The sequence below is a fragment of the Microbulbifer okhotskensis genome (genome assembly GCF_023895975.1).
Classification (GTDB): Bacteria; Pseudomonadota; Gammaproteobacteria; order Pseudomonadales; family Cellvibrionaceae; genus Microbulbifer; species Microbulbifer okhotskensis.
This window is the reverse complement of record NZ_JALBWM010000001.1, coordinates 1-24,660: the sequence shown is the minus strand read 5'-3', so window position 1 is coordinate 24,660 and position 24,660 is coordinate 1. Positions and strand designations below refer to the sequence as shown.

Below are 24,660 nucleotides of genomic sequence, written 5' to 3'. Positions count from 1 at the left end.
GTCCGGGGTCAAGGCCAGAGTCCATCCAGCCCCCGGAGGAATAAGCGCTTGTATCCAGTCAGTGCAAAAAGTAAACCAAAATGGCGCAAAAGCAGGTCCTTGCACGCTGAACTGACCTCGACCGAACATTTCCAGTGCGCAGCCAGTGACGATGGCGATGGCGATGGCGGCAAGCGTTATCTATCAGGAGAGAGTCATTTGTATCAACTGGCGAGAATGCACCATAAGGGTGCGAAGGTCAAAAAATAAACAGATGGAAGGGGTGCGAAAAGGGGGAGGCAGCGATTAAATCCTGAAGGGGCATTGCGCCCCATACTGTGACCTCAGCCCCTCGCTATCGGGCGTTTAACATAGATGGTTATCGCCGGGGATTGGGCCAGGCGCTGTCCTTTGGCCCCGACCAGGACCACCTGCACGCTATGGGCACCTCGTTCCAGCGCTGAGATATCCAAGGATTCCCCCCCAGAACTCCCCTGCCAGCGCTGGCCGTCGATGATTGCATAGAAGCTCGCCCCCTTCGGATACTGGGGAGCCACCTCCACTTGGAGTGCGATTAATGTCTGTCCCGGAGGAATGGTTGCCTCACTTAAAGGACTCACTATTCGAATCGAGACAGGACCCAGTGCCTCATCCTCATCGCTGCTCGGAGACAACTTGCGCCTGGGCAGCTCCCGCGGCAACGCTATCGGCTGAATATTGATAGGGGCGAGCTCGACTTTCTCTGAATTTCCACTAGGCGGTGGCGTATCGCTAAAGGTCACTTGACCATCGGGGCCAGTGACTTTGTAAATAGCCCCGGTTTCACTGCCGCCATCGGTACCCGCGGTAGCCACTAGTGGTGTAGCCAGGAAAATAACTCTCAGTAGCCTCTGAATTCCCATCGTGTTATTCGACCGCTGGACGGACGCTCCTTTTCAGCCCCTCAAAGGGCTTCATGACACACTTAAATACCGCTTTACCCCAGATGCGGCAACAACGGCACAGTCAACTTCCAACTGACAGTGTACCCATAATAAAAAAGCCCGCACCAGAGGGGTGCGGGCTTTTCGCGAACAGCTCGACGGCATCCAAGTGATGCCAGTCGCTATTACACGGAGTAGTACATATCGAACTCGACCGGGTGAGTGGTCATGTTCAGGCGCTCTACTTCTTCACGCTTCAACTCGATATAGGCATCGATCGCATCATCAGTGAATACGCCACCGGCTGTCAGGAACTCGCGATCCTCGTCCAGGGCGTCCAGGGCACTCTCCAGGCTGGTAGCAACCGTTGGGTACTCGGCCAGCTCTTCTGGCGGCAGGTCGTAAAGGTCTTTGTCCGCAGGGTCGCCAGGGTGGATCTTGTTTTTGATACCGTCGAGGCCCGCCATCAGCAGTGCGGCGAAAGACAGGTAGGGGTTGGCGGTCGGGTCCGGGAAGCGAGTCTCGATGCGCTTGCCTTTCGGGGAAGGTACGAAAGGAATACGGATAGACGCAGAGCGGTTGCGCGCGGAATAAGCTAGGATAACCGGTGCTTCGTAGCCAGGAACCAGACGCTTATAAGAGTTGGTAGAGGCGTTACACAGTGCGTTCAAGGCGCGAGCGTGCTTGATGATACCGCCGATGTAGTACAGAGCAGCTTCGGACAGCCCAGCGTAGGCATCACCGGCACACTGGTTGACACCGTCCTTGCTGAAGGACTGGTGTACGTGCATACCAGAGCCGTTATCACCAACCAACGGCTTGGGCATAAAGGTTGCGGTTTTGCCGTAGGCGTGAGCAACGTTGTGCACGGCGTACTTAAGGATCTGTACTTCGTCCGCCTTCTTGGTCAGGGTGTTGGCAGCAACACCGATTTCGCACTGGCCAGCAGTACCCACTTCGTGGTGGTGTACTTCTACACGCAGGCCCATCTGCTCCATAGCGGAACACATAGCGGCACGGATATCGTGCAGGGAGTCAACCGGAGGCACCGGGAAGTAGCCGCCTTTAACACCGGGACGGTGACCGATATTGCCTTCGGCGAAGCTGTGACCAGAGGACCAGGCCGCTTCTTCGGAGTTGATCTTGTAGAAGGCGCCCCCCATTTCGGCACCCCAAGTAATGTCGTCGAAAACGAAGAACTCAGGCTCTGGACCAAACAGCGCGGTGTCACCCAGGCCGGTGGACTTCAGGTACTCCTCAGCGCGCAGTGCGATGGAGCGGGGATCGCGCTCGTAACCCTGACCGGTGATCGGGTCTACGATGTTACAACGAATAATAACGGTGCTTTCATCGGTGAAGGGATCGAGGAAAGCAGTGTCGTCATCCGGCATCAGGATCATGTCGGATTCATTGATACCCTTCCAACCGGCGATGGAAGAACCATCAAACATTTTGCCTTCTTCGAAGAACTCGCCGTCAACTTCCGACACAGGGATGGAAACGTGCTGTTCTTTACCCTTGGTATCGGTAAAGCGCAGGTCTATCCACTTCGCTTCACTCTCATTAATCAAACCGAGCGTTTTCGCTGACATTGCAGTCCTCCAGGTCTTGAAAAGTAATTGGTCGCTATGCCTTGCAGTCGCTGCTGGCATTCACTCTTTACCTGGCGTGTAATAAAGCAAGGAGTGTGCCAAATTAGGGCAATCGCCTTGTGGCGCCAGTGCAAGGCCCAGCAAAGTGCTAACGGAGCCAGGATAGATGCATTGTGGCCCGGCGGCCACCCAAATACGCACCAAAAAAGCACACACCTAGTTCGACCTCGCCCACAAACAGTGCGCAACCAAGTTGCCTCTGGCTAGTTTATAATGCGGCACCTTCTATCAACATGCGGTACCCCACGGATTCCCATGCACTTTGTCGTCAAGTTTTTTCCAGAGATCACCATTAAGAGCAACCCTGTGCGCAAACGCATGTCGCGTCAGCTCAAGGACAACCTGCAGCGCCTGCTGCGCCCGCTGGACGATCGTATCCAGGTGCGCAAGGACTGGGAAAAGATCGATGTGATCGCTCCCGATGCTGTCTCTCACTTGGGCGGGCGTATCGAAGAGGTGCTCTCTCACACCCCCGGTATTGCCAACTTCTCCCGCGTGCGTCAGTTCCCTTTGGGCGACTTGCACGACATGTACGAGAAAACCCTATCAGTGTGGGGCCCCGCGCTGAAAGACAAGACTTTCTGTGTACGGGCAAAACGTTCGGGCAAACACGATTTCAAATCCCTCGATGTGGAACAGTACGTGGGTGGCGGCCTCAACAAGAACACCGAGGCAGCCGGGGTAAAACTGAAAAACCCGGATATCACGGTGAAACTGGAAATCCGTCACGACAAGCTCAATGTCATCGAGGTGCAGCACCCCGGTCTCGGCGGCTTCCCGTTGGGCACCCAGGACCCGGTACTGTCGCTGGTATCCGGCGGTTTTGATTCCACCGTGGCCAGCTACCTGACGATGAAACGCGGTCTCCGCACTCACTTCCTGTTCTTTAACCTGGGGGGGCGCCAGCACGAACTGGGCGTTAAGGAGGTGGCTTACTACCTGTGGAATAAATACGGAGCCTCCCACCGCGTGCGTTTTGTCACGGTATCGTTTGAGGAAGTGGTCGCAGAAATTCTTGAGCGCGTCGACGACTCCCATATGGGCGTAATTTTAAAGCGTATGATGCTGCGCGCCGCCGATGTGATTGCCAAGGAACTAGAGGTGGATGCGGTGGTGACCGGTGAAGCCATCGCCCAGGTCTCCAGCCAGACCCTGAAAAACCTGGCGGTTATCGATAGTGTTACCAACACCCTGGTATTGCGCCCGCTGATCACTACGGATAAAACCGACATTATTCGCACCTCGCGGGAAATCGGCACTGAAGAGTTCGCGGCGAACATGCCCGAATACTGCGGCGTGATATCGGTGAGACCCACCACCCGAGCCAAAATCGAAAAGGTGGAATCCGAGGAAAACCGTTTCGACTTCGCCGTTCTGGACCGTGCCATCAGCAATCGTACAATTCAGAACATCGACCAAGTGATCGAAGAAGTGGATGGCGAAGCACCTGAAGTGGATATCCGCGAGGAGCCTGGCAACGCAATCGTGATCGACATTCGCCACCCCGACGAGGAAGAGTTGGACCCCTTGGAGCTGGACTGCGAAATACAGACGGTGCCTTTCTATCGCCTCAACAAAACCTTTGCCCACCTGGACCAGGACCGGGAGTACCTGCTGTATTGCGCGCGCGGTGTAATGAGCCGCTTGCACGCCTCCCACCTGCTGGATGAGGGCTTTCGCAACGTCGGAGTATTCCGCCCGGAGCTCCCACATCGCAACGCGGGCAACAAAAATAGCGGCGATGCCAGCTGACACACCCTAAACCCCGGCCGCCACTATCGGCGGCCGGCAGTTCACTCCTACCGCCCCTCACGCCCCCTTCAAGTAAAAGTAACTGCTGGTAGTTGCACGACCTGTTCTGGTATCACGGCCCGGCATCGAGGAAATACCTTCTCCAACAATCCCCCCTGCAGACGAAACTAGCCGCCAAGTGGGCACTTCGAACTGAGGAGACACCCGCGCTCCCCAGCCGGCCCCAAGCCCATTGCGGGCGGCCGACACCACCAATCCCACATCTCCGCGCATTTTTTATCCAATTGCTGCTCCCATTTGTAACGCTACGCCCCTATAATCGCCGCCTTTGGCCGGAATGCTGCTGTAGAAACCCCGCAGGTGCCCCGCCCCGATTTACCCAGATTTAACGCCCAGAGGCCCCCAGTGATAGACAATCTGCGCAATATTGCCATTATCGCCCACGTTGACCACGGCAAAACCACCCTGGTGGACAAGCTGCTGTCCCAGTCCGGCACCCTCGACCGTCGCGACGAAGGCGCCGAGCGGGTCATGGACTCCAACGATCAGGAGCGTGAGCGCGGCATCACCATCCTAGCGAAGAACACTGCCATCCGCTGGAACGACTACCGCATCAACATCGTCGACACCCCAGGGCACGCCGATTTCGGCGGCGAGGTAGAGCGTGTTTTGTCCATGGTTGACTCAGTACTGCTGTTGGTCGATGCAGTGGACGGCCCCATGCCTCAGACCCGTTTCGTGACTCAAAAGGCCTTTGAGCAGGGCCTCAACCCCATCGTAGTTATCAACAAAATCGACCGCCCCGGCGCCCGTCCGGACTGGGTAATGGACCAGGTTTTCGATCTGTTCGACAGCCTCGGCGCCACCGATGCACAGCTGGACTTCCCCGTCGTTTACGCCTCAGCCCTAAACGGCATCGCCGGCCTGGACGACACGGACATGGCCGACGATATGACGCCGCTGTTCCAGATGATTGCGGACAAGGTTGAGCCGCCCAAGGTTGACCCCACCGGTGCTTTCCAGATGCAGATTTCCGCCCTGGACTACTCCAGTTATGTGGGCGTCATCGGCGTTGGCCGCATCAGTCGTGGCACCCTCAAGCCCAATCAACAGGTTGTGGTACTCGACCGCGAAGGCAACTCACGCAAGGCCAAGGTTCTGCAGGTCATGGGTTACCTGGGGCTGGAGCGTGTGGAAGTGGAACAGGCCAGCGCCGGCGATATCGTTTGTATTACCGGTGTCGGTGAGCTGAATATTTCCGACACTCTGTGTGATATTGACACCCCGGAAGCCCTGCCCGCCCTGAGCGTAGACGAACCCACCGTGAGCATGACCTTCCAGGTCAACGACTCACCTTTCGCCGGCCAGGACGGCAAATACGTCACTTCGCGCAATATCCGGGAACGCCTGGATCAGGAGTTGATTCACAACGTGGCCCTGCGCGTAGAGCAAGGCGACTCTCCGGACAAATTTAAGGTCTCTGGACGCGGCGAACTGCATCTGTCCGTGCTGATCGAATCCATGCGCCGTGAAGGCTTCGAGCTGGGTGTATCCCGCCCCGAAGTAGTGCAAAGAGAAGTCGATGGCGAGATTCACGAGCCCTACGAGCAGGTGGTCATCGACGTCGAGGACCAGCACCAGGGCCCGATTATGGAAGAGCTGGGTCTGCGTAAAGCCGACCTCACCAATATGGAGCCGGACGGCAAGGGCCGCGTGCGCCTGACCTTTATCGTCCCCTCGCGCGGCATGATCGGCTTCCGCTCCCAGTTCCTCACCATCACCAGCGGTTCTGGCATCATGACCAGTATCTTCGACCACTACGGTCCGGTGAAGCAGGGTGAAGTGGCCAAGCGTGTCAACGGCGTACTGGTTTCCATGGTTAAGGGCAAGACCCTCGCCTACGGCCTGTTTGCACTGCAAGACCGCGGCCGTCTATTCCTTGGCCACGGCGAAGAAGTTTACGAAGGGCAAATCGTTGGTATTCACTCCCGCGGCAATGACCTGGTGGTAAACCCCACCAAAGCCAAGCAGCTCACCAACGTGCGCGCCTCCGGTACCGATGATGCGCTGACTCTGTCGCCGCCGGTTCGCCACACTCTGGAACAGGCTTTGGAGTTCATCGAAGACGACGAATTGGTCGAGGTAACTCCCAACTCTATCCGTCTACGCAAAAAAGTCCTGCAGGAAAATATGCGTAAGCGCGCGAAGAAATAATTTATATTTTCTTCAAATTTTAAAAGGGCCCCACGGGGCCTTTTTTATTTGCCATTTAGTGACAGCAGGATTTATTAAAGACCCAAAATCTCAAATGTTCTGTTTCCTTACAAAATAATAAATAGCCTTTTAATTGATGCCTCAATAAAGAGGCCACTTGAAAAATCCATTATGCCCCGCCAAATAAATATGTGGTTAACCCTTCATATGTAGTATTTGCTTCCCAATTCTGAACAAAAAAATAAAAAAAAGGTTTCCTTAATAAAAGGTTTTAGACTATTCGCATCGATATTTAAATTTTTAACATTATCCTGAATAGGGGCTAATAAGCCCCACCTATGCCTTTCTTCTTATTGCTTTTAAAACAACCTCAAAGAAATTCTTGCCGCCATTAGCCCCCTTGTCCAAGCGGCTTCCACATTTATTCCACATTTCCCCGCGGAACTTTTACGCTTTCAATTATTCCAACTTTCCCAAATATAACGACAAATTCATTAATACATAATAGGACCTATGGGAGGTCAATCTAATGTTTTCTTTCCTGCAATCTCAGGATCGAACAAGGATGTTGGAGGGCAACCGCAGTGAACGCGGATCTAAACTTGGGTTTAAATTAAAAATGGCTGCAGCACTCGCAGCAGCAATCGCCTTCAGCGGAAATGTCAGCGCACAAGAGACAAGCAAACGAGTATCGGCCTACTGGGCCGACTGGGAATATTGGGCCGACTCATCTTTCACCCACGACAACGTGGATTTCTCCAAACTCACTCACGTTCAGTATGCCTTCGCGTGGAACGACGAAGACGGCAACATCTACTTTACGGACCCCTATGTCTTCTACGGACTCGGTGCCCAATCCTTTTCTGGCGGCGCCGGTGATGGCCCAGTGAAGTGCTCACCGCAATTCTGGCATCCCTACAGCCAGTACGATTCAAGTATTCAGGACGCAGTCTGTCAGGGGTGGAACGACCACGAATCAGGCTTCGTAAAATCGGTGCACGACGACGGCGCCAAGGCGATCCTCTCCATGGGTGGCTGGACCCTGTCGCATAAAGTATCTGAGATGATGGAGAGCGACACCGCGCGTGCGGCATTCATCGAGAATGCAGTAACACTCCTGACCGATTGGGACTTCGACGGACTCGATCTCGACTTCGAGTATCCGGGCTATGCACCGAACGGTGGGCGTTCGATCGACAAAGACAACTTCACAACACTTCTCAAGGAGCTTCGCGAGCGCTTCGATGAAGTCGAAGCTGAGACTGGCAAAAGCCTGGAGCTGACCGCAGCAGTCGCTTGCGGCCCATCAATTGCAGAAGAAGGTTATGATTTTGCTGAGGTCGGAGCGGTCCTCGATTACGTCAACCTGATGACCTACGACTTCGGTGGGGACTGGGATACAGTAGCTCAGCACACGTCGCCGCTGTTCCCCTATGAAGGCCAGGTCAATGAGGGCTTCGATGCGGACAGCTGCCGCAACATGTGGATGACTGAAGGTAATATCCCAGCCGAAAAAATCATTCTGGGTATGTCCCACTATGGCCGTAGCGTCGCCGGTGCCACGGCGATCGGCGAGACCGCATCGGGGCAGGACGTCGCTCACTGGGGTTCTGACACCGAGACACGCTATTACCAGATCGTGGAGAAAATGCAGAGCGACTCTTCATTCCAGACCGCCTACGACCCAGAGGCGGTCACCCACTATGGATGGTTTGAGGATGGTGGCTTTATCTCTTTCGAAGATACAACCTCTATTGCCGAACGCGCTCAATACGTGGTCAACCAAGACCTGGGTGGCGTGATGATCTGGCAGCTCCGTGGCGGAATGCTTCAGGAGAATGACACCTATCAGTACCCCCTGCTGGATGCTGCGCTTGAGGTCTTCGGTCAAACTGACCCTGGATCGGAAGATGACGATAGCGCAGATGACGGAGATACTGGCGATACCGGCGATACCGGCGATACCGGCGATACCGGCGATACCGGGAGCGATGGCAGCACAGGAAGCAGTGCCTGTGTAGCATTCGAACAGCCCTATGCCGGCGACCCGGGTTACTCAGTCGGTGACGTTGTTGTCTTCGACGGTGTCGCCTACGAGTCAAACCACGCGCCAAACTGGTGGTCTCCGAGCGCTGCACCATCACTGTGGAGCGAAACCACCTGTCAAACCGCCGATGATGGCTCCGACAATAATACCGACAATGGCTCCGACGATAACTCAAATGACAGCACCGGCGGCGACAGCTCTGCAGCCTCCTGTCCTGAGTTCCAGCAGCCTTACGCGGGTGATGCCGGCTATGAAATTGGTGACATGGTGACTTTTGAGGGCCAGGTATACGCCTCAACCTTCGGACCAAACTGGTGGTCCCCAGCTAACGCTCCCCAGTACTGGGAAGCGAGTTCCTGCCAGTAACCTGAATACACTTTGGGCGTCTCCTCAAGGAAGGCGGCTGAAGGTTTCTTCTAATAAAAAGGGCCCTTATGGGCCCTTTTTATATACTGTTTAGTCCGCGCTCATAAAAAATCATTACGGGGTATCTTGTAAGATATACATCACTTCACCAAAATCGCTCTTTGACAAATGATTTCTCAACCAACGAACACCATCATCTGTCAAACTTTGCTCATACTTAATATGATTTTGATCTCGCAGATAAATTCTGAGTCTGGGGTAAGAAGCAATAAATTTTTGTAGCTTATCATCAATTAAATTGATTTTATTATTATCATCCATTCTAAAAATGTATTTAGGAATCCAACGATTACGCGCTGCGCCAGTACCGGTAGTTGTTTCAACCGCCTGAATTTGACTCCAATTATACTCTTTAGGGAAAAGAGAAAATAATGAGTTAAATTTCAGTCCACTGGAGCTGACAACATAATAACTATTTAGACCCAACCCCATCATAGGCACAAAAAAAGCAAGAAAACACAGGAGAATTCTAAAATTATTACGGATTGACTGCCTCAACCCATAGCCCCCCAGGTATCTCAGGTTTAGCTCTTTATCAAGTTCTTTTCTTGCCGTAGGAATTAAATATGAAATCAGCTTAGAGAGGGTGGCAAATAATATTATAGAAACAAAAATTACTGGCAGCGTCGAAAAAATATACCCCTCACTGGTGAGGTCTGCCAAGATAGCCCCTTCAGAGAGAGACTCTACTCGCTGAGATATTACCACCTTAAAGTAAGAAATAACTATAAGAGCTACTAGTGAAATGGTAAGCACGATGACAAACAAGTCCCACTTGCAGCGAATAAAAATATGTTTCCTATTCATATCAGGCATAGGAAATTGTAAAAAAGATGGCTTCTTTTTTATTTTAGGTGGCTCCCAACCCCGACACAATACACATCTATGCCCTACATCTTCATAAATTTTCTGCTCCTGTATACAGACTTTACAATAACTCATAGCTATGAAAACCTCCTTATGCTGGAAAATTTCCTAATACAAACTGGGCCATTATTAACAATGCCATCAAAAAACCATCTCTAGTGAACAGATAACCATTTACAATAAATGAAAGCGACATTTACTGTGGTAGATCAAAATTATTGAGCTAAATCATCAAATGGAAATATGGCACTGAACAGTAAAAAACTGAAGATTGTATAACAGCATAAATCTACAATTCCAAGAATGAAGAAGAAGCATGATAAGTTGATACTTATTGGAATAGCAATCTATAACTCGATCCCCGCACCCGGCAGTGATCATTTACACAAATAACAAGAAATTATTGTGACGAAAAATAAACCAGACTGGATCAATAGGGTTTTACTGGATTGTTAGCCCCATACGATGCTATTCAATCACTCACCATACAATACATCAATGAGGGCCATAGAAGCGACGCTCAATCTTCTGCCACTGCGCCAATGCAGTTGGTGAGTGCAAACAAACTGTGAGGCGCTCAAAGCTTGCGGCATAGCTGCGCAAAACCGCCAGGCCCTGATGTGCCGCAATCTCGTGTGGGAAGCGGTTCGTACCAGCCCCTAGTGCTGGAAATAGTATCTTTTTGCACCCCCGTTGTTCCGCCAACTTCAAAACACTTTCATAACAGCATCGCAACTGCACTATCGCCTGGCTGCCCCACTGATCGCCACTACTCCATTGGGGGGTAACCGTATGCAGAAGATAATCGACGGGTAAATCATAGGCCTTGGTTAGGCGAGCCTCTCCTACGGGGCAAGCCCGTTGACGGGTGCACTGAGGGGTTAATTGGGTCCCACAGTGGGCATAAATCTGTGCGGAAAGCCCACGGCCCCGAATAAGGTACTTGTGGGCGGGACACACCAATGCATCCCCTCCCATCGTTAAAATATCGCCCCAAGTCAGTTCAATTTGTGTCACGATTTCTCAGTTCTAAAGTTTGAGTTACTGATACTGTAGCTTGCTACTTTGGTCGGTGACGGATTCCCCCTATACTCAGCGTTGCTTCACTCCGGTAGTGGCTACCCTCCTTGGTTGTAAATGAAGGGCAGTCCCGAGCAAGCGGAAGGTTGCAGTCGGTATAGCAACGGGAATGACTATGAACACAGGGTATAACAATCAGAATCCCGCGATTTCCACCTCTATTGATGAGGTACAGCGCATAGACCTGCGCCGCCGTATATTGGCCTCTTCCTACATGTTGATATTCGCTATGGCGATTACCGGGGCCATGGCCATTATCGCTCTATCTGCGACCAACATCCTGCAGGCATCGACACTTTTTATAGCAGCCGTTGTTATTTTGATGGCTTATATCGCCGTTAATCTCATAGGCCCCAGCGAAAAGACGCCATTGCTGGTAGGTATTCTTTTACTGGTGCTCTATTTCTACCTATTGATGACCGGCGGCGTTAACAATACTGGCTTAATGTGGGCAGTGATGCTAGTTCCGGGATTTATCAATCTATACGGCTATAAAACTGGCACCACCGCTCTACTGGGTATCGGCCTGGCCACCGCTGCAATCCTGTTTTATCCGGACTTCCCAGGCCTCACCGCCAAATACGACACCGCCTATCGCGCGCGCTTTATAGCCGTGTTTGGTGCTTTAACCGCTCTTACCGCACTGCTCGATAGCAGCCGCCATCAAACCCAGCAGTTGCTTCAACGATTGACTGGCGAGCTGGAAAGCTATGCCGCAACCGATACCTTGACAGGCCTGGCCAATCGCCGTGAGGCCTTCCGTGCAATCCGCGAGATGGAGCGCCGCAATGCTGAGCTCCAGGACCAATATGTCATCCTGATCGGTGACCTGGATAACTTTAAAACCATCAACGATACCTTTGGGCACTCTTTCGGCGACCGTGTATTACAGGATGTGGCCAAAATTCTTAAAAGTAACACTCGCACAGAGGACATTGTGGCCCGCTGGGGCGGCGAAGAATTTCTATTGCTATTACCCAACACCGACCTTAAGGGCGGCGGTGTACTGGCAGAAAAACTGCGTCGCAAAGTGTCAGCCCTAAGCAGGCGCTATACCCGCCCGGTGAAGATATCTATCAGCCTCGGGGTTGTCGAAGGCAGCATCAGCGGAAAGCCCCTCAACCAATTATTGGGCGAGGCGGACAAGCGTATGTATCGGGCGAAGAACGGCGGTCGCAACAAAGTGGTGGCCGCATAAACTGCGAATGGATTACTAAAGGGGTCTACCGTGGCTTTTTTATTCTGGCTCGCAGCGTCTATCTACAGCTCCCCAAAATAAATTACGTCTCAAACATTCTAACTAAACAACGAAATGACGCAGCAGGTAGCCAACAGCGAGTGCCAGGGCTGCAGCGCAACTGCCGAAAATGAGGGTTTTAATCGCTGCCACCAAGGTATGCCGGGAAGACACTAGCCCCTTAGCGAGCCCAATGGCGAAGAACGCACAGGCCGATAAAACAGCACTACTGTAAAACTGCTCAGTGGTATTAAGACCCTGAAAAAGGTAGGGCAATAAGGGGATAGCCCCCACACACACAAAAGCGGTGAAGGTCATCAATGCGGCACTTAACGGGTTGTGTCGCGCACGACTGATACCGTACTCCTCGGCAAGCATGGTATCTATCCACAGTTGACGATTTGCCGTAATTGTGGAAACGACATTTTCCAGGACTTCCCCAGTGAAGCCCTTTTGATGGAAAATCTGCCGGATTTCTTCTCTTTCACCCTCGGGAACCAGAGCAATATGCCGGCGTTCTGTACGCGTAGCTTCAATCCTCTGCTCCCGCTCCACACTCGCCGCCTCATAGTTACTGACGGCCATACTAAAGCCATCGGCAATCAGGTTGGCAAAGCCCATCACGAGTACTACCGCCTCGGTAAATCCCGCCCCAAAAGCCCCAGCGACAATGGCAAAAGTAGTCACACACCCGTCTATCGCGCCAAGAACAAAGTCAGACATTCGCCGTGAATGGGGCGGACGCTGTAAGCGCGCCTCGATACGATCCGGCCGGTGCTCATCGAGTAGGGATTTACGGGATTCCCCGTTTTGTTCAGGGCTGTGGTCGTCCATGCCTAGCCTGCATTCTGTAACGGATAGTGTCAGCAGTTACTGTAAAAAACGCTGCAAAACATAGGCTTCACACAATTCCCCGCAGCGGTCTGTGAATGCCCTCGGTTGCGTCTCGATGATATCGAAGCCCAACTCGGTATAGAGTGTCATTGTTGGCTGGCTTGTGCTCGGGATATAGTTAAACTGCATTTCCAGATAGCCCACATCTTGGGCCCTGGAAATACTGTGCTCGATCAGCGCGCGCCCCACACCGCGGCCCCGCACAGCCGTGTGCACCAGATAGTATGCCGCAGCAACATGGCTGTTTATGCCCGGGAAATTAACTCCCAATTTATAAGCCCCCAATAAGTGCGGCAATTCTTCGGCGACGTACGTCTGCAAGTCTCTATTGAACCATTGGACGGAAAATTCTTCGCGACCGATTTTGGCTGAGTAACGCAACTCACCATTGGCTCGTACGCCACAAAAAAGACTCCACATCCCCTCGATATCATGACTTGTCGCTTCCCGGATCTGCATCGGATCTCCCCGGCAGGCGGCATAGGCCTGCCCGTTTACCTCACTATAAAGCTACCCCTATCGACACCGGTATTACCCGTCTTTGGATCATAGGCATACACTAGAATTTTATAGGCACCGGGTACATCTGTTGCAAAAGGAGCGCTGAAGGTATTCATCGTTTCCTGAATTTTCAGGGGGATACTGGCGAAACGCTCACCATTTCTTTCCAGCAGCGCCATAACTTCGATCTGACTGCCGTCCCATAGCCCTCCGTCTGTCAAAGAACAGCCACACATCATCACTACATTGGCGCGAATCTCAAAGGGACTCTTATCCAGGCCTGTGTAGAGGTGGGTCTGAGGACTGAGCAGATCGACTAGCATCCCCGGTATTTCCACAATCAAGCCATCACCCACAATCGGCTTGCCAGGCACCAGCCAAGTCTGAGTTTGCGCCATTACCCGAGCCTGTTTTTTAATATAAGGGGCCAGCACCTCTACGGTCAGAAATACCGGCTCACTGATATCCAGTGTAGCGGTGAAATGCGCCGCCTCAGTGGCAATTGCTTGATATCGTGCGCGCGGGGTTTTCATAATCTTGCCAGTGTTACCAGTACTTCCCTGGGTCAGCCCCTTGGCGAGAATTTCCCCGGTATCCGCTTCGCGGATAATTACCATGGCACCCCCAATAGAGGAGCCAATAAATTTGGCATCCTTAGCCTTTGCGCGCACGGTAATTTCGGTAGGCGTCGTTTCGGCCCACAATGTAGCCGTCCATAATTGCAATGCCAAGGCAAAAATAAAAAATCCTATATACCTCATCAATATCCCTCTTTTTCTATACGCCCAATAAAAAATAGGCCCCAAAAATAACAAACCCCCAAAGCAAAGCACCTATCGCTAACCATATAAAGTTCCAGGGGGTAAACCTTGAGTTTATTTGTCCAGAAACATCTCCACTAGCCATGTTGGCTGCCTTCTGTCCCTGATACAGTGGCCACACCGTCAATAGTAGTAATAATATACTCACCATATCGACCAATGAAATTTCATCGGAATAATAGGAGACCCTGTCGACGATAGAACCCACAATCGTAAATATTACATAAAATGTAGCCCACAGCCCCGGTGACCAGCGGTAATCTATCTCAGTTTCCTCTAAACGACTTTGGATCTTGGAAAAAAGAGAATGAGTAAAAAATATCGAAAATATAGCCCGCATAACCGGCCACATATCCTCACCACTAGCACGCCGGTATTCAGCCCAATGTCGATAAATCCAATAAACTGAATACAACCCCATAGTACCGAGGCTCATCACCCAGAACTTGATTGGAGATACTACGTAAAATGATGATTCACCTTCCAGAGTGGTATCTAAGTCAGCCTCCGGAGCGGAGTAAATATTTGAATCCATTTTAAATATCCATTGAATAAACACTATCGGGAAATCCAGCATTCCCTATATACAGACGATATTTACAGAAATAGACCCAATAAAAAAACCGGGCTTTGCCCGGCTTTTTTATTGGGATCAGCAGAGAAGCTTATGACTGCTTAACTGACTCCACCCAAGAAGCGACTCGACTCTCCAATACCGGTACCGGCAGAGCGCCGCCACCCAATACGGTGTCGTGGAAACTGCGGATATCGAATTTGTCACCCAGCTGCTCTTCGGCCTGCTGGCGCAGTTCCTGAATTTTCAACATACCAATCTTGTAAGCGGTAGCCTGCCCCGGCCACGCCAGGTAGCGGCGCACTTCAGAGCGCACTGCCGTTTCAGGAATGGCAGAATTTTCCAGGAAGTACTCTACTGCCTGCTCCTCGCTCCAACCCTTAGCGTGCATTCCGGTATCCACTACAAGGCGAATTGCACGCCACATTTCTGCGGTCAAGTGTCCGAACAGGTTGTAGGGGTCTTCAAAAGCGCCCATTTCCATGGCCAGTTTCTCGGAGTACAGCGCCCAGCCCTCGGCATACACGGTAAAGTGTGCCTGGGTACGGAACTGTGGAATACCTTCAAGTTCTTGCGCAATAGAGATCTGCATATGGTGACCAGGATTACCTTCGTGGTAGGCCACCGTTTCCATATCGGTTGTGGAATAAGCACTCATGTCAGACAAATGTGCATAGTAAATACCCGGACGCGAGCCATCTGGAGTGCCGGGATAGTAGTGCTGGGCACCGCCATCCTGCTCGCGGAAGGATTCCACCCGCTTCACAACCAGCTCAGCCTTGGGCAGTAGACCGAAATATTCCGGCAGTTTCTTGGAAATATTGTCGAGGAAGGCTGTGGAATCATCCAGGTAACCCTGGCGGCCTTTATCGGAATTCGGATAGTAGAACTGGCCATCTTCACGAATAAATTTGAAGAAGTCTTGCAGGCTATTCTCGTAGCCAACCCGCTCTTTGATGGTTTCCATTTCACCGCGAATACGCGCCACTTCCTTGAGACCAATATTGTGGATCTCATCGGCCGTCAGGCTGGTTGTGGTGGTATTGGCCAGACGCTGGTTATAGTAAGCCATACCATTCGGCAGGCTGCTGGCGCCCTGAGGCTCTGCAGAGGCCTTCTCAACGTCTTTCTCTAGCCAGGTGATCAGGTTTGCGTAGGCGGGCAGAAACTCACTCTCCAGCGCTTTGCGTGCGTCTGCAGTCAGCTTATCCGCTTGCTTCTGGTCAATACTGCCCGCTTCGAGCAGATCGGTAATCTTACCCTTGGCGCCGGCCCACAGAGGCGCGTCGTCACCATCACTAAAGGGGGCGCCAGCAATCAGCTTGCTGGATTGTTCGATCGCACCTTCATAGGCAAAACGAGGTGGACGAATCCCCTCGTTCGAAGCCAGTTCTGCACGTTCATGCAGCTGGCTAATAGCGCGGGAGATACCACCAATACGGGTGATATAGGCCTGCATATCCTCGGCAGTTTCTACCTTGTGGAAGTTCAGCAGGAAGTTGGGCAGTTGCGACTGCGCACCGCCCATCTGTTCAAAGATATAACCGTGGCGCTTGAAAGGTTCGGCAGCTTTGGACTGCTCAAACTGGTACACCCATATATCGTAGGAAGTCTTGCCTTCCCCGCTCAATTTTTCGTAGTCAAAGTTCTTTTTCAGCTCGGCAACACTTTTTTCCAGCCAAGCCAACTGGCGAGCCTCAGCGGCCTCGCTCATATCGTCAATTTGGTCGTACTGCTCTTTGCGACCCAAATAGGAGAGCTGAATCGGGCTGAACTGCAATTGCTCTTCATAGCGCTCATCCAACCACTCTGTCAGGCGCTTGGTTTCTGCGACCGCATCCACCGCAACCGACTCTTCGGCAACAGCGCCCTGAGACTTATCGACATTCGCTCCGGACTGAGCGCTCTTGTCACCCTGACAGCCCGCGAGAATAGCGACAGCCAACAGACTGGGGATCAGTGGATTATTCAGCTTCATCGGCATCTTTCTATCTCGATCAAAAGTTGTACAAAAAAACGCCGCTAACTTTGACACGAAATCAGCTAGGTGTCGATCAAAGCCCCCCCAAACGCCATATCTGTGCGTCGAGTCGAAGCAGATCGCAGGTTTTCTTCCTAAAAATAGATGCAAGGGTCCGAAATTAAGACCAGTGACCAATCAGTAAAGCGATCAGTGTTTACTCGAAGACCGATCCACGATATGCAGCTCGCGCTGGGGAAAGGGTACCGTGAGTCCGGCAGCTTCCAGCGCAGGTTTCAATTGCTTCATCATCGACCAATAGACCTCCCAGTATTCTTCGGTTGATGCCCAGGCGCGCAGCTGTAAGTTGACCGCACTGTCAGCTAAGGCGCGCACGGTATAACTGGGCTCAGGCTCGACCAGTAAGCGCGGTTCCGCTGCCACCAGGCGACGCAATACTGCCAGCCCAATTTCAATATCGTCGCCATAAGCGATGCTGGCGACTATTTCAATACGGCGGGTCTTGTTGCGGCTGAAGTTAGTGAGAGTTTGTCCCCAGATTGCATTATTGGGTGCAGTAATTCGCAACCCATCCGTGGCATCCATTTCTGTGGTAAATAGCCCCACCTCCCGCACCGTGCCCATTGTGCTACCAAACTGGATCACATCCCCAACACGAAAGGGGCGAAGTCCGAGCAGGATAAATCCCGAGGCAATATTCTGTAGCGTATCCTTCAACGCCAGTGCTACCGCGACACCCGTGGCACCGAGAAGGGCAATCAGGCTGGTTGTATTTACACCGAAGGCATCCAGCACCAACAGGGCGCCGACGATATAAATGGCCCAACTGGAGATACTGCGCAACACCGGGCGCAAGGTAACATCGAACCGTTCCGGTAAACGGTCGATGGCTCGGCGGGCGAGGTGAGCAACAAAAAGAGTTACCGCAACTACCAGTAGTGCGGCCCCTAGCTTCAAGAGAGCCGCGATCAATAGGGGCCAGTAGTTGCTGGCCAAACTGTTGATATCCATCGTTAATCTTACCGAAATGGGGTCTTATCACACTTATTCCCGACTCACACAAGCCCCATAGCCTTCGCCTCGTCGGCACAGCGCTGATGCGCGGGACAGGTTTGCAGGTGGTCATTGACCATGCCCGTGGCCTGCATATGCGCATACATGATGGTGGAACCCACAAAACTAAAGCCGGCCTTTTTCAATGCCTTGCTCATAGCATCAGACACCGGGGTACTAGCAGGTACCTGCTTGAGAGAGTTCGGCCGATTGATCAGCACCCACCCGTTGGTAAACTGCCAGAGAAAATCCTTCAGGGAGCTACCCGCTTCTCGTAGCGTAAGCGTAGCCCGTGCGTTTTTTACTGCGGATTCCACTTTGAGCCGGTTGCGAATGATCCCCGGCTCCTGTAACAGTTTTTCAACCCGCTTAGGGGTATAGCGAGCAATTTTTTCCACCTTAAAATCATCAAAAAGACGGCGATAATTTTCTCGTTTATTAAGGACCGTAATCCAGGACAATCCTGCCTGGGCCCCCTCCAATAGCAAAAATTCAAACAGGGTCTGATCGTCCGTCACCGGCCGGCCCCACTCCTCATCGTGGTAGCTCTGATAAAGCGGTGTCGATAGGCACCAACCGCAGCGTTTCTCCTTCATGATTACTCCTAAACCGCTGGCTAGCTGGCACCAGAAAAAAAGTAATACTGTACAAGCTGTAAAACCAAAAGCAGGGCGACCAGTCCGAAAATAATATTGTTACGATTCACGATACCTCCAATAGTTTTTCCTGTAATAACCAATCGCGACATTCGCACAACATGGCATCTAATTCCACTGTTGAATCATATCCCAGTTCGCGCTCTGCTTTGGCGCAACTCGCTATTACACGGCGCGTAGCCAAAGCTGCCTTCTCCGGCGTTACTACCGGTTCACGGCCATTAAATCGGGATACAAAATCTGAAATTTCGGAAATTACCCGGATCACAAAAGCAGGAGTGGTTCTTTTGGGCACCGGTTGATCTAGTAATTCCGCAATGGTGCTGAAGAATTCCAGGAAACTGGCATCAGCGCCGGCGAGGATATAGTTTTCTCCACAACGCCCATGTTCAGAGGCACTAATATGCGCTCTCGCCACCGAGCCTGCATAGCAAAAAGATCCAGAGCCCAGTGGCACGCCGGGAAGCTGCCCCCTCGAAATCAGGAAAAATGCCTGAGCCCAGCTACCGGTATCGTATTTTCCCACAATGCCACAAGGATTTAGGAAAACTGCATCGAGACCTCGTTCAATTTCTGCACGAACCACAATTTCTGCGCGTTTTTTGGTATACAAATAATGATGGCGAGGATCATCTGCAAGCTTGGGGCTGTCTTCTGCAATCACTCCTTGGTGATAGCCATAAGCAGAGATCGAACTGGTAACAACCATCCGCCCTACGCTTTTTTCTCTGGCAACTTTAGCAATATTGGCCGAACCCTCAACGTTATCTTTCCACTGCTGGGCATTGCCACCACGCCACATATTGGTATTGGCCGCCATATGGAAAACGACATCTACCTTGTCCGGCACAGCAGCCGCCAGGGAATCTACATCACTCAGCGAGGCTTCGACCAGCTCAGCCCCCATACTGCGCAGTCGGTGGGGGTTTGAGCTGGACCGGTGCATGGCAGTCACCTGCCACTCACTGGCAATAAGCTGTTCGACAAGATTGGCACCGAGAAAGCCGGTGCCCCCAGTTACAAAGGCATGTTTCATAAATCCACCGGATGATATTTATCATTATTTATACCCAGTGATACTCTCTGCCGGAAACGCCACTCTTCGCAGGGTTTAACCGATGAGTGGAACCGCTATTTCGACAAAGCTGGCTACACCCGATTTTCCATGCAGTTGCAGCCTCAAGGCTTCCCCCAACGGTTTATAGAAATACCGACAGCCATCACAATGTCACCGGTATTCTCCTACCCTGTCGGAGTTACCCGTTAATCGATTTTCAATCCCAGCTGGTAAGCGAGAAAGCCCCACTGGTTTGCATAATCCTCTACTTGCATCCATACCGGCTTACCGGCGCCGTGCCCTGCGCGAGTCTCTACCGCAAGCCAGACCGGATTTTCACAACTCTGATCTTTTTGCAGCGCTGCGGCAAACTTATAACTGTGCCAGGGCACAACACGGTCATCTCGATCCGCAGTCGTGATAAGGGTTGCCGGATAGCAGGCACCCTCACGGGTATTGTGCACAGGCGAGTAGGAGTACAGGGCCTCAAATTGTTGGCGATCTTCACTCAGGCCATAGTCACTGGACCACTGACGCGCATTCGCAGAAGCCGTGTGATAACGCAGCATATCCAATACACCAACTGCAGGTAGAGCTGCGGCAAACAGGTCCGGGCGCTGTACCAAGGTGGCGCCGACCAGTAACCCACCATTAGAGCGTCCATTAATACCCAGCTTTTTCGGGGAAGTGACCTTCTCCTCAATCAACCACTCTGCCGCAGCGATAAAGTCATCAAAGACATTTTGCTTCTGAGTTTTGGTACCCGCTTGGTGCCAAGCTTCACCATACTCACTACCACCGCGCAGGTTAACCACCGCCAGGGTGCCGCCCATATCCAGCCAGCCCGCAAAGTGATTGTAAAAGCGCGGTAAAATAGACACATTAAAACCGCCGTACCCATACAACAGTGTTGCATTGGAGCCATCGCGCTTCATGCCTTTCTTGTGCACCAAGAACATAGGTATACGAGTACCATCCTTGCTCTTGTAAAAGTGCTGGCTCACTGTCAAATCTGAAAAATCCGCAGCGTATTTTGGTTGCCTGAACAACTTGGTTTCACCGGTCTGCACATTCAGGTGATAAATACTTGGCGGAGTAATAAAGTTACTAAAAGAATAAAAGGTCTCAACCGCATCCTGCTCGCCCTGCAGGCCTGACACCGAGCCAACTCCCGGTAACTTCAATTCGTACTGTTGCTCACCTTTGGTATCAGTTACCAGGACGCGAGACTTGGCATCTTCCAGGTAGTGGAGTACAAATCGGTCTCCCATCAGACTGGCACTTTGCAGAGCACTCTGACTCTCTGGAATCAGATTACGCCAATACTTGCGCTGTGGCTTGTCCAGATCAATCGCTACCACACGCCCCAGAGGCGCATCTGCACTGGTTTTAAAGAAGAAGGTTCGGCCTTTGTTACCCAGAAACTCATAGAGGCCATCCCAGTCATCCAGCAACTTTACGACCTTTTCGCTCTCCACGCGAAGATCGCGATAATAAAAGCCGTTTGAGTCGTAACCATCGAAAATAGACAGCAACAAATAGTCACCGTCGTGGCTCACGAAGGCTTCAGGGTTGCGGGTTGGATGATCGGTAATCTGGAAAATTTGCTGATCTCGTTCTTTTGCCTCCCCCAACTTATGGAAATACACAGCCACCTGCTGGCTATCATCAGCACTGCCATTCATCTTGAACGGATAGCGGCTGTAGTAAAAGCCAGATTCATCAGCAGCCCAACTGGCACTGCTGAACTTAATACCGGTTAGCTGCTCCTTAAGGTCTTTGCCGGTTTTCAGATCACGAATACGGTAGTCCGTCCAGTCAGTACCGCCATCTGAGACACCGTAGGCCAGGTAGCGGCCTTTAGGACTTACCTTGAGACGTCTGGCCGCAATGGTCCCATCCTCACTGAGATTACGCGGATCCAGTACCGCCTTACCCTCAGTACCGAGGTTCGTGGCCTTATAAAAGACATTTTGGTCCCAATCACCGGTGTTGTAACTGTAGTAATAGCTACCGCCCTTCTTGTAGGGCACACCGTAGCGTTCATAGCGCCACAATTCAGAAAGGCGGTCATTGACCTTCTGCCAACCGGGTATGTTTTTTAAACGGGGTAACGCATGGTCGTTCTGCGCTCCCACCCAGGCTTTCACCTCTTTACTGGACATATCCTCCATCCAACGGTATGGATCTGCCACCTGTTGACCAAAATACTCATCGACATGTACCAGCTTCTTGCTGCCCGGATAGTCATCCCCTGCGTGAACACTCGCCGCAGCAAGGACTCCAGCCAGTAGTGCCACTATCTGTCTCTTCATACTGTTATTCTCAGTTTCTCTACTTGGATCAGTCCGTTAATCTAGGCCATTTATGCCATAGGTTCCAGAGAGACAGAGAGAGGTGAGATGAAAGGATTAATCCAGCGGGTGAATCATGCCCAAGTCGATGTGGCTGGACAGTCGGTGGGCGCCATCGATAAAGGCATTCTGCTGCTGCTCGGTATTGAAGCCAAAGACAGCTCCGACAGCGCCGATAAACTACTGCACAAGGTATTGAATTATCGTATTTTCCCTGATGAAAAGGGGCGTATGAATCTCAACTTGCAAAAGACAGGGGGCGGGCTACTTGTTGTCAGTCAATTCACACTAGTAGCGGATACCGACCGAGGGCTAAGGCCCAGTTTCAGCTGCGGCGCCACTCCCGAATATGCTGAAGAGCTCTACAACTATTTTCTAGGACGTGCTAAAACTCAATTTTCTCCCCTAGCCTGCGGTATATTTGCAGCGGATATGCAGGTTTCATTAGTCAATGATGGTCCCGTTACTTTTATGCTGGAGACCTGAGTCTATTCGGTAATCATTTGGGGCTGTGAAGAATAAAATTCTATGGCCTTTACCAACTACTGCTTACCGAGGTTGTCCGCCACGAGTCCACAGCAGATCAAGCATTCCTATTTGGGTTAGGGAAATCATTGCTCTCAACTGCCTGTTTAAATGTAATATTAGTATTCTCGGAGTTATAGCACTGGAATAAACCGGCCAATAAAAAAATTGATATCAATATGATAGAATAACGTATCTACAAAAAAATATATCTCGCTTGCGGAAAACTGAGTCGGATCATAATGTACGTATTTTATTTGCTATCGAATCTGGCAGCAAGGCTTGGGGATTCGTATCTCTCGAATGGATACAATCTCCTAGCACTTACTTTAATGATAGCAAGTTCCGGATAATTGTCTCAACTTAGTCAGGGAAATGTATTCAAAACTTAAAGCTATCCTCCACTATCGAAGTATCACCAGGACCAACTATAAATGTCATTTACACTGCGACCAGGTATTTCTAATAAAACACTTCTATACCCTAAGATATCTACTTGTTGCTCGCAGGATAGGACAATATTCATCCGCGCCCCAAATCGAGCTTAATAAATTATTGGAATTTATTGAGGATAACTCACCAGAACACTCGATTGAATAATAATTGAGCTCAAAAAAATTTTCTGGTAAAAAGTCTCTTCGCTGCCACCCGATCTCTCTACCAGTACTCTGAGGAGGAACCACAAAGATTCGAGTTATCTACTCTTTATACTAACAGCCATCGCCAACAACTTACACACCAAACAAACTGTTTCGCAACACCTTGCAAGAACAATATTGTGAGTAGGTTAATTTTAAAAATAGCCAAACGCACTTTGCATTAGTACAGAAATAATTAAAACCTTTAAATATGAGAATATTAGAAATAACCGTTGACAATGAGATACAACTTGACCCACTGATGGAGCGCGACGCCGAGCAGATTTTTGAACTCATAGAAAGTAACAGGCCATTACTGGAAAGATATCTTTACTGGGCAAAAACTGTTGTCGACTTGTCTTCGACACAGGAATATATTAATGAAAGAGTTTACAGCAATCATTTTGGCTCCGCCTGGTACAAGATAATATTTAATCGTGAAGTTGCCGGAATTTTTGGTATCAAGACGATAGACCAGGAAAAGAATAGTGCGGAAGTTGGCTACTGGCTCTGTAAAGAGCGCCAGGGTAGAGGCGTAATGACCCGGGTTCTGGGAAAAATAGGCGTCTATTTAAAAGACCAAAAAAACATTACAGCTCTGAAGATCCATTGCCTATCGGAAAATACTGCCAGTATTGCAGTTGCCGAGCGGGTAGGTGGTGTACACAGTGATACCATTCCCAATTACTACTTAATTAATGGCACCTTTCAGGATTTAAAAATATACACAGTAATTATTTAGCACGCTGCCGAAAATCTATGTATGGGTGTAAATCCATTAGCGATGGCATATAACTTACCATTGACGCTTACAGGTATTCTCTGAAAAACTACGATGAAATGAGGCTGTAATTTAAATTGTGTAACTGCTCATGCCCCCATACTCTATACCGGAGCAACCCATGAGCAAAACAATGAACGATAAAGACCTCGAGCAGCAACTCAGTGCCAATATCACAGAGCTAGCAAAGGGTGTTAAATCTGAAGCCGACCTCAACAGCCTCACTCAGAAGCTTATCAAGATGACGGTCGAAGCAGCCCTGGGGGCTGAGCTGGATGAGCACCTCGGGTATACAAAGCATGATGCCGCTGGTCGAGGCTCTGGCAATAGCCGCAATGGTGCCAGCTCCAAACGCCTTAAGGGGCAGCATGGTGAAGTTGAAATCAACATTCCCCGCGATCGAACCGGATCTTTTGAGCCTCAATTTGTCCGCAAGGGCCAAACTCGTCTAACACAGATGGACGATCAGATTTTGGCCCTGTATGCGAAGGGGATGAGTACCCGTGACATTGTCGATGCTTTCAAGGAAATGTACGGAGCCGATGTTTCAGCAACACTGGTATCTAAGGTTACTGAGCAGGTTCTGGAGACCGTTACAGAGTGGCAAAATCGACCGCTGGATCGGGTCTATCCAATTATCTATCTCGA

Annotated in this window: 23 protein-coding genes and 1 pseudogene; 10 read left to right on the top strand and 14 right to left on the bottom strand. The window is 51.0% G+C overall.

Going from position 1 to position 24,660, the window contains the following annotated elements; genetic code table 11:
• Positions 1-99 precede the first annotated feature (99 nt).
• Positions 100-249, top strand: coding sequence for a hypothetical protein (locus tag MO867_RS00110; RefSeq protein ID WP_252463898.1), 150 nt, complete (start codon positions 100-102; stop codon positions 247-249).
• A 74-nt stretch (positions 250-323) separates the two neighbouring features.
• On the opposite strand, the gene MO867_RS00105 is transcribed toward MO867_RS00110, so the two are convergent.
• Entirely contained in the window at positions 324-881 is a 558-nt protein-coding gene (locus tag MO867_RS00105) for a DUF4124 domain-containing protein (RefSeq protein WP_252463897.1), read from the bottom strand.
• 206 nt (positions 882-1,087) lie between these two features.
• Positions 1,088-2,494 (bottom strand): glutamate--ammonia ligase, encoded by a 1,407-nt coding sequence (gene glnA / locus MO867_RS00100; protein ID WP_252463896.1) that lies wholly within the window; start codon positions 2,492-2,494, stop codon positions 1,088-1,090.
• 315 nt (positions 2,495-2,809) lie between these two features.
• On the opposite strand from glnA, the gene thiI reads away from it, so the two are divergent.
• Entirely contained in the window at positions 2,810-4,306 is a 1,497-nt protein-coding gene (gene thiI / locus MO867_RS00095) for a tRNA uracil 4-sulfurtransferase ThiI (RefSeq protein ID WP_252463895.1), read from the top strand.
• Positions 4,307-4,363: 57 nt separating this feature from the next.
• Here thiI and MO867_RS00090 read toward each other — a convergent pair whose 3' ends face one another.
• Positions 4,364-4,579: a hypothetical protein gene (locus tag MO867_RS00090; protein ID WP_252463894.1), complete on the bottom strand. Its 216-nt coding sequence runs from the start codon at positions 4,577-4,579 to the stop codon at positions 4,364-4,366.
• A gap of 132 nt (positions 4,580-4,711) precedes the next feature.
• On the opposite strand from MO867_RS00090, the gene typA reads away from it, so the two are divergent.
• Positions 4,712-6,520, top strand: coding sequence for a translational GTPase TypA (typA, locus tag MO867_RS00085; protein WP_252463893.1), 1,809 nt, complete (start codon positions 4,712-4,714; stop codon positions 6,518-6,520).
• A gap of 529 nt (positions 6,521-7,049) precedes the next feature.
• The gene (locus tag MO867_RS00080; protein WP_252463892.1) at positions 7,050-8,933 is read left to right on the top strand and encodes a glycoside hydrolase family 18 protein; all 1,884 of its coding nucleotides are present in this window, start codon (positions 7,050-7,052) and stop codon (positions 8,931-8,933) included.
• 114 nt (positions 8,934-9,047) lie between these two features.
• Here MO867_RS00080 and MO867_RS00075 read toward each other — a convergent pair whose 3' ends face one another.
• Positions 9,048-9,935, bottom strand: a complete 888-nt coding sequence (locus MO867_RS00075) for a hypothetical protein (RefSeq protein WP_252463891.1) — start codon at positions 9,933-9,935, stop codon at positions 9,048-9,050.
• Between the two features lie 420 nt (positions 9,936-10,355).
• Complete coding sequence (locus MO867_RS00070; protein WP_252463890.1) at positions 10,356-10,877, bottom strand: macro domain-containing protein; 522 nt, start codon at positions 10,875-10,877, stop codon at positions 10,356-10,358.
• A 178-nt stretch (positions 10,878-11,055) separates the two neighbouring features.
• On the opposite strand from MO867_RS00070, the gene MO867_RS00065 reads away from it, so the two are divergent.
• Positions 11,056-12,138, top strand: a complete 1,083-nt coding sequence (locus tag MO867_RS00065; RefSeq protein WP_252463889.1) for a GGDEF domain-containing protein — start codon at positions 11,056-11,058, stop codon at positions 12,136-12,138.
• 102 nt (positions 12,139-12,240) lie between these two features.
• Here the strand turns inward: MO867_RS00065 and MO867_RS00060 are convergent, their stop codons facing one another.
• The 9 genes from MO867_RS00060 to MO867_RS00020 form a co-directional block, all read right to left on the bottom strand.
• The gene (locus MO867_RS00060) at positions 12,241-13,011 is read right to left on the bottom strand and encodes a VIT1/CCC1 transporter family protein (RefSeq protein WP_252463888.1); all 771 of its coding nucleotides are present in this window, start codon (positions 13,009-13,011) and stop codon (positions 12,241-12,243) included.
• Positions 13,012-13,047: 36 nt separating this feature from the next.
• Positions 13,048-13,530: a GNAT family N-acetyltransferase gene (locus tag MO867_RS00055; protein ID WP_252463887.1), complete on the bottom strand. Its 483-nt coding sequence runs from the start codon at positions 13,528-13,530 to the stop codon at positions 13,048-13,050.
• Positions 13,531-13,565: 35 nt separating this feature from the next.
• Positions 13,566-14,333, bottom strand: coding sequence for a hypothetical protein (locus tag MO867_RS00050; protein WP_252463886.1), 768 nt, complete (start codon positions 14,331-14,333; stop codon positions 13,566-13,568).
• A 16-nt stretch (positions 14,334-14,349) separates the two neighbouring features.
• Positions 14,350-14,928 carry a hypothetical protein gene (locus tag MO867_RS00045; RefSeq protein WP_252463885.1) on the bottom strand — a complete coding sequence of 193 codons (579 nt, stop codon included), beginning with the start codon at positions 14,926-14,928 and terminating at the stop codon, positions 14,350-14,352.
• 130 nt (positions 14,929-15,058) lie between these two features.
• Complete coding sequence (locus MO867_RS00040) at positions 15,059-16,945, bottom strand: DUF885 domain-containing protein (protein WP_252463884.1); 1,887 nt, start codon at positions 16,943-16,945, stop codon at positions 15,059-15,061.
• A gap of 192 nt (positions 16,946-17,137) precedes the next feature.
• Positions 17,138-17,959: a mechanosensitive ion channel family protein gene (locus MO867_RS00035; RefSeq protein ID WP_252463883.1), complete on the bottom strand. Its 822-nt coding sequence runs from the start codon at positions 17,957-17,959 to the stop codon at positions 17,138-17,140.
• 44 nt (positions 17,960-18,003) lie between these two features.
• Positions 18,004-18,597 carry a DNA-3-methyladenine glycosylase I gene (locus MO867_RS00030; protein WP_252463882.1) on the bottom strand — a complete coding sequence of 198 codons (594 nt, stop codon included), beginning with the start codon at positions 18,595-18,597 and terminating at the stop codon, positions 18,004-18,006.
• A gap of 106 nt (positions 18,598-18,703) precedes the next feature.
• The gene (locus tag MO867_RS00025) at positions 18,704-19,693 is read right to left on the bottom strand and encodes an NAD-dependent epimerase/dehydratase family protein (protein WP_252463881.1); all 990 of its coding nucleotides are present in this window, start codon (positions 19,691-19,693) and stop codon (positions 18,704-18,706) included.
• 227 nt (positions 19,694-19,920) lie between these two features.
• Positions 19,921-22,029 carry a prolyl oligopeptidase family serine peptidase gene (locus MO867_RS00020; protein WP_252463880.1) on the bottom strand — a complete coding sequence of 703 codons (2,109 nt, stop codon included), beginning with the start codon at positions 22,027-22,029 and terminating at the stop codon, positions 19,921-19,923.
• 87 nt (positions 22,030-22,116) lie between these two features.
• Here MO867_RS00020 and dtd point away from each other — a divergent pair, with 87 nt between their 5' ends.
• From dtd to MO867_RS00005, 5 genes and pseudogenes are all read left to right on the top strand, one after another.
• The gene (dtd, locus tag MO867_RS00015) at positions 22,117-22,554 is read left to right on the top strand and encodes a D-aminoacyl-tRNA deacylase (protein WP_252463879.1); all 438 of its coding nucleotides are present in this window, start codon (positions 22,117-22,119) and stop codon (positions 22,552-22,554) included.
• A gap of 256 nt (positions 22,555-22,810) precedes the next feature.
• On the top strand, positions 22,811-22,960 hold the full coding sequence (locus tag MO867_RS23890; protein WP_373565851.1) for a DNA polymerase beta superfamily protein: 150 nt from the start codon (positions 22,811-22,813) through the stop codon (positions 22,958-22,960).
• Positions 22,957-23,193 (top strand): annotated as a pseudogene (locus MO867_RS23885) (DNA polymerase beta superfamily protein); the annotation flags it as partial. The gene MO867_RS23890 and the pseudogene MO867_RS23885, both read left to right, overlap by 4 nt.
• A gap of 249 nt (positions 23,194-23,442) precedes the next feature.
• Positions 23,443-23,973, top strand: coding sequence for a GNAT family N-acetyltransferase (locus MO867_RS00010; RefSeq protein ID WP_252463878.1), 531 nt, complete (start codon positions 23,443-23,445; stop codon positions 23,971-23,973).
• Between the two features lie 172 nt (positions 23,974-24,145).
• Positions 24,146-24,660, top strand: a 515-nt coding sequence (locus tag MO867_RS00005; protein WP_252463982.1) for a transposase, incomplete at its 3' end; no start/stop codon positions are given.

What these genes read in the sequence shown, in the direction of transcription:
- thiI (WP_252463895.1), top strand. Translation starts at nt 2,810, where the DNA reads ATGCACTTTGTCGTCAAGTTTTTTCCAGAGATCACCATTAAGAGCAAC.
- MO867_RS00040 (WP_252463884.1), bottom strand. Translation starts at nt 16,945, where the DNA reads ATGAAGCTGAATAATCCACTGATCCCCAGTCTGTTGGCTGTCGCTATT.
- MO867_RS00010 (WP_252463878.1), top strand. Translation starts at nt 23,443, where the DNA reads ATGAGAATATTAGAAATAACCGTTGACAATGAGATACAACTTGACCCA.
- MO867_RS00075 (WP_252463891.1), bottom strand. Translation starts at nt 9,935, where the DNA reads ATGAGTTATTGTAAAGTCTGTATACAGGAGCAGAAAATTTATGAAGAT.
- MO867_RS00045 (WP_252463885.1), bottom strand. Translation starts at nt 14,928, where the DNA reads ATGGATTCAAATATTTACTCCGCTCCGGAGGCTGACTTAGATACCACT.
- MO867_RS00090 (WP_252463894.1), bottom strand. Translation starts at nt 4,579, where the DNA reads ATGCGCGGAGATGTGGGATTGGTGGTGTCGGCCGCCCGCAATGGGCTT.
- dtd (WP_252463879.1), top strand. Translation starts at nt 22,117, where the DNA reads ATGAAAGGATTAATCCAGCGGGTGAATCATGCCCAAGTCGATGTGGCT.
- MO867_RS00105 (WP_252463897.1), bottom strand. Translation starts at nt 881, where the DNA reads ATGGGAATTCAGAGGCTACTGAGAGTTATTTTCCTGGCTACACCACTA.
- MO867_RS00025 (WP_252463881.1), bottom strand. Translation starts at nt 19,693, where the DNA reads ATGAAACATGCCTTTGTAACTGGGGGCACCGGCTTTCTCGGTGCCAAT.
- MO867_RS00065 (WP_252463889.1), top strand. Translation starts at nt 11,056, where the DNA reads ATGAACACAGGGTATAACAATCAGAATCCCGCGATTTCCACCTCTATT.
- MO867_RS00080 (WP_252463892.1), top strand. Translation starts at nt 7,050, where the DNA reads ATGTTTTCTTTCCTGCAATCTCAGGATCGAACAAGGATGTTGGAGGGC.
- MO867_RS00055 (WP_252463887.1), bottom strand. Translation starts at nt 13,530, where the DNA reads ATGCAGATCCGGGAAGCGACAAGTCATGATATCGAGGGGATGTGGAGT.
- MO867_RS00050 (WP_252463886.1), bottom strand. Translation starts at nt 14,333, where the DNA reads ATGAGGTATATAGGATTTTTTATTTTTGCCTTGGCATTGCAATTATGG.
- MO867_RS00035 (WP_252463883.1), bottom strand. Translation starts at nt 17,959, where the DNA reads ATGGATATCAACAGTTTGGCCAGCAACTACTGGCCCCTATTGATCGCG.
- MO867_RS00020 (WP_252463880.1), bottom strand. Translation starts at nt 22,029, where the DNA reads ATGAAGAGACAGATAGTGGCACTACTGGCTGGAGTCCTTGCTGCGGCG.
- MO867_RS00030 (WP_252463882.1), bottom strand. Translation starts at nt 18,597, where the DNA reads ATGAAGGAGAAACGCTGCGGTTGGTGCCTATCGACACCGCTTTATCAG.
- MO867_RS00060 (WP_252463888.1), bottom strand. Translation starts at nt 13,011, where the DNA reads ATGGACGACCACAGCCCTGAACAAAACGGGGAATCCCGTAAATCCCTA.
- glnA (WP_252463896.1), bottom strand. Translation starts at nt 2,494, where the DNA reads ATGTCAGCGAAAACGCTCGGTTTGATTAATGAGAGTGAAGCGAAGTGG.